The 212-nt window shown below is 39.2% G+C and carries 1 protein-coding gene; it reads right to left on the bottom strand.

Annotated features, from left to right (window positions below; all coding sequences use genetic code 11):
• Positions 1-162 (bottom strand): transposase (locus IQO02_RS08555; RefSeq protein WP_016796762.1); only part of this gene is annotated, 162 nt, incomplete at its 3' end.
• Positions 163-212 lie beyond the last annotated feature (50 nt).

The raw sequence follows: 212 nt of genomic DNA on the forward strand, positions 1-212 counted from the left end.
TCTATAGTCCTTTCGCCATTTAGAAAGCATATAAGGGTGGATATCTAATGATAGCGCCACGCTTTTAACTGTAGCTCCTTCTCGAAGCGAAAGTCGGACAGCAGTTACCTTAAATTCCGTAAGATATTGTTGAGTTTTTTTACCTGATTTATAAGCTGGCATAATCACCTCCAATTACAATTGAAGGTGTCCATTAGATCGGGTCAACTACA

The organism is Vibrio sp. OPT24 (assembly GCF_015163545.1).
GTDB classification, from domain to species: Bacteria; Pseudomonadota; Gammaproteobacteria; order Enterobacterales; family Vibrionaceae; genus Vibrio; species Vibrio cyclitrophicus.